This window comes from Protofrankia sp. Cr1 (genome assembly GCF_963555865.1).
In the GTDB taxonomy this organism is placed as follows: domain Bacteria; phylum Actinomycetota; class Actinomycetes; order Frankiales; family Frankiaceae; genus Protofrankia.
Genome location: NZ_CAUVXO010000036.1, coordinates 14,873 through 18,950, shown reverse-complemented (window position 1 = coordinate 18,950; position 4,078 = coordinate 14,873). Strand labels below are relative to the sequence as shown.

Genomic DNA, 4,078 nt, shown 5'->3' with positions numbered 1-4,078 from the left:
GATCCGGTGAGCCGGTATCTGGACCGCGCGCGCTACGCCGACCTGTATGGTCCGACGGTCGGTGACCGCATCCGGCTGGCGGACACCGACCTGTTCATCGAGGTGACCGAGGACCGCAGCCGCGGCCCGGCCGGCGCCGGCACCGGTGACGAGGCGGTGTTCGGCGGCGGCAAGGTGATTCGGGAATCCATGGGGCAGGCCCGGGCGTCGCGCGCGGAAGGCACCCCCGATCTGGTCATCACCGGCGCGGTCGTGCTGGACCACTGGGGCGTGGTCAAGGCCGACATCGGCATCCGGGACGGCCGGATCGTGGCGCTCGGCAAGGCCGGCAACCCCGACACCATGGACGGTGTCCATCCCGACCTGGTGATCGGGCCGGGTACGGAGATCCTCGCCGGAAACGGGAAGATCCTCACCGCGGGTGCGGTGGACTGCCACGTGCACCTGATCTGTCCGCAGCAGGTCCCCGAGGCCCTCGGCGTCGGCATCACCACGCTGATCGGCGGCGGCACCGGACCGGCCGACGGCACCAGAGCTACCACCGTCACCCCCGGCCCGTGGAACCTCGCCCGGATGCTGTCGGCGATGGACACGCTGCCGGTGAACGTCGTCCTGCTCGGCAAGGGCAACACGGTGGGTGAGGGCGCGCTGTGGGAGCAACTGCGCGGCGGTGCCGCCGGCTTCAAACTGCACGAGGACTGGGGGTCGACGCCCGCCGCGATCGACGCCTGTCTGCGGGTCGCCGACGCAGCCGGAGTACAGGTGGCGCTGCACTCCGACACGCTCAACGAGGCCGGTTTCGTCGAGGACACCCTCGCCGCGATCGCGGGGCGGGCCATCCACGCCTACCACACCGAGGGTGCCGGCGGTGGCCATGCACCGGACATCATCACCGTGGCCGCGGCACCGAACGTCCTACCGAGCTCGACGAACCCGACCCGGCCGCACACGGTCAACACCCTCGACGAGCACCTCGACATGCTCATGGTCTGCCACCATCTGAACCCGACGGTGCCCGAGGACCTAGCCTTCGCCGAGAGCCGGATCCGGCCGTCCACCATCGCCGCCGAGGACATCCTGCACGACCTCGGCGCCATCTCGATGATCGGTTCGGACTCGCAGGCCATGGGACGCATCGGCGAGGTCGTCCTGCGGACCTGGCAGACCGCGCACGTGATGAAGGCGCGGCGCGGCGTGCTGCCCGGGGACGGCCGGGCCGACAACGCCCGCGCCCGGCGTTACGTCGCCAAGTACACGATCTGCCCGGCCGTCGCGCACGGCCTGGACGCCGAGATCGGCTCGGTGGAACCGGGCAAACTCGCCGACCTCATCCTCTACGACCCCGCGTTCTTCGGCGTCCGGCCATCCGTGGTCATCAAGGGTGGATGTGTCGCCTGGGCGGCGATGGGCGACGCCAACGCGTCTATCCCGACTCCGCAGCCGGTGCTGCCGCGTCCGATGTGGGGGGCTGCGCCCGGCCCGGCGGCCGCATCCTCGCTGACGTTCGTCGCCCCGGCCGCCCTCGACGACGGTCTGCCCCAGCGGCTCAACCTGGCCAAGCCGATGGTTGCCATAGCCGACGTGCGCCGGCGTGGCAAGGCCGACCTGCCCGAGAACACGGCGACACCCGACATTCGGGTCGACCCGGAAACGTTCACCGTGAGTATCGACGGGGATGCCGTCGACGCCGCGCCCGTGGCCGAGCTCCCGATGGCCCAGCGCTACTTCCTGTTCTGATCACCATTCTGATCACCGTTCCGACAGCCACCCGGAAGGATCCTGGATGCCAGCTGCGAGCCGGGCGGCGTTGCTGTTACTGGCGGACGGCCGGCTACCAGCCGGTGGACACGCGCATTCCGGCGGTATCGAGGCCGCGGTCGTCGATGGCAGCGTCCGCGATCTCGACGATCTCGAGCGGTTCCTGCGTGGCCGCCTGGCTACCGCAGGCCTGGTCACCGCCACCTTCGCCGCGGCCGCCTGCCGCTCCTACCCAGCGCCCGGGGCGCTCCTGAACAGGATCATCATCGAACTGGACGCGGAGCTCGACGCGCGGACGCCGTCACCGGCGCAACGGTCCGCGAGCCGCGCACAGGGTCGTGCGCTGCTGCGTGCGGGTCGCGCGGCCTGGCCGGGAATGCGCTGTCCGATCCCGGCGCCGCACCATCCGGTCACGTTCGGTCTGGTCGCCGCGCACGCCGGCATCTCCCCCGCCGACGCTGCGCTCGCGCTGGCCTATGGCGTGGTCAGCGGGCCAGCGGCGGGCGCCATCCGCCTGCTCGGCCTGGACCCCCTGGCGGTCACCGCCGTACTCGCGTGCCTGGCGGCCGATCTGGAGCACACCGCCGCCGAAGCCACGGCATCCTGCGACCGCCTGCCCGCGGACCTGCCTGCGCTCACCGGACCGCGCCTGGACCTCCTCGCCGAGCGCCACCGGGCTGCCGAGGTCCGCATGTTCGCGTCCTGACCCGATCGGCCGAGCCGATCGGCCGAGCCGGCCTGCGTTCCATCCGCCGGCCAACCTGAACGATCTTTCGAGGTTTGTACGATCAACAAGGCGACGATCGGCGCACAAACCTCGAAAGATCGCTAGGAGTCGGCGGGACGACCTGCCGCCAGTGCTCTGCGGGACAACCGATCGGCGGTGCGGGTGGTTTCCGGTAGACGGTGACGCGGCGCGAGATCGAGAATGCACTGACATGCCGTATCCAGGTCGATGCGGTGCCCCACGGAGACGAAGACCTCCTTGACACCCGTCTGGGTACGCAGCGCCCGGCCGACCGTGTCACCGCCGTCGACAATCGGCGACCACGAGCCCCGCTGGACCCCCGGGCGACGGTAGTTTCCGATGAACGACGTTTTCGCGACGCCGACCGTCGGCAGGTCGAGCGTGACCCCAAGATGGCAGGCAAGCCCGAACCGGCGTGGGTGCACGAGGCCGTAGCCGTCGCAGACCAGCAGATCCGGAGGATTGCCGGCAGGGAGCTCCGCCCACGCAGCCAGCAACGCCGGTAGCTCGCGGAAAGACAGCAGACCCGGCACGTACGGGAAGGCGGCCCGGCCCGCGGCGGTGGCGTGACCGATCGGCTGCCAGTCGGGAGCGGCCAGCAGGACAACCGCACCGGCGACGCGGTCGGTGGCCGTGTCATAAGCAACGTCAAAGCCCGCCACAGTGTGTACCGTGCGCGGCCCCGGGCCCACCGCGTCCACCTGATCGCGCAGCTTTTCCTGGATGGCTACCGCGTCCTCGATCCGCATCGGTTCTCCGCCCCGTCAGCCACGGTCCACGGCCACGGTCCACGGCCACGGCCACGGCCACGGCCACGGCCGGACGATGTGATTCTGATGCTGGCCCCACAGCATCAGAATCACATCGTTACCTGAGCTCGTCCGCCCGCAGGGCCGGATGGCGAGTGCGAGTGCGAGTGCGAGTGCGAGAGAGATCCTGAGAAGGTGTAGCGATGCATGTCGAGCACAACCTTCAGGCATCCCCTGCTGGGGGCGGCGCTGCGGGGAACGGTCCGACCCGGGCGGCACCGGATCGGCCGGGCGGTGCGGATCGGGATCGGCGGGCCGGTCGGCAGCGGTAAGACCGCGCTGGTCGCGGCGCTGTGCCGGACCCTCGGCGAGACGCTGCGGATCGCGGTCGTGACCAACGACATCTACACCACCGAGGACGCCGACTTCCTGCGCGCGGCGGGCGTGCTCGACCCGACGCACATCCGTGCGGTCGAGACGGGCTGTTGCCCGCACACGGCCATCCGTGACGACATCACCGCGAACCTCGATGCTGTCGAGGATCTGGAATCGGCTTGCGGCCCGCTTGACCTGATCTTCGTCGAGAGCGGCGGAGACAACCTGACCGCAACCTTCAGCTACGGCCTGATCGATCGGCAGATCTTTGTCGTCGATGTGGCCGGCGGCGACAAGGTACCCCGCAAGGGCGGTCCTGGGGTGACCGGCAGCGACCTGCTCGTCGTCAACAAGACCGACCTCGCCCCGCTGGTGGGCGCGGACCTCGGCGTCATGGCCCGGGACGCCGAACGGGTCCGGCGCGGGCGCCCGGTGCTGTTCACCTCGC

At 70.5% G+C, this 4,078-nt stretch carries 4 protein-coding genes; 3 read left to right on the top strand and 1 reads right to left on the bottom strand.

The window, feature by feature from the left end; all coding sequences use genetic code 11:
* Positions 1–6: 6 nt before the first annotated feature.
* Positions 7–1,737 (top strand): urease subunit alpha, encoded by a 1,731-nt coding sequence (locus U9980_RS05780; RefSeq protein WP_322766999.1) that lies wholly within the window; start codon positions 7–9, stop codon positions 1,735–1,737.
* A gap of 46 nt (positions 1,738–1,783) precedes the next feature.
* The gene (locus tag U9980_RS05775; RefSeq protein ID WP_322766993.1) at positions 1,784–2,464 is read left to right on the top strand and encodes an urease accessory protein UreF; all 681 of its coding nucleotides are present in this window, start codon (positions 1,784–1,786) and stop codon (positions 2,462–2,464) included.
* Between the two features lie 122 nt (positions 2,465–2,586).
* Here the strand turns inward: U9980_RS05775 and U9980_RS05770 are convergent, their stop codons facing one another.
* The gene (locus U9980_RS05770) at positions 2,587–3,255 is read right to left on the bottom strand and encodes an endonuclease V (RefSeq protein WP_322766992.1); all 669 of its coding nucleotides are present in this window, start codon (positions 3,253–3,255) and stop codon (positions 2,587–2,589) included.
* Between the two features lie 207 nt (positions 3,256–3,462).
* Between U9980_RS05770 and ureG the strand changes: the two genes are divergently transcribed.
* On the top strand, positions 3,463–4,078 hold a 616-nt coding region (gene ureG / locus U9980_RS05765), incomplete at its 3' end, for an urease accessory protein UreG (protein WP_322766991.1).

Excerpts from the sequence above, each read along its gene's own strand:
- U9980_RS05770 (WP_322766992.1), bottom strand. The coding sequence starts at position 3,255 with ATGCGGATCGAGGACGCGGTAGCCATCCAGGAAAAGCTGCGCGATCAG.
- U9980_RS05775 (WP_322766993.1), top strand. The coding sequence starts at position 1,784 with ATGCCAGCTGCGAGCCGGGCGGCGTTGCTGTTACTGGCGGACGGCCGG.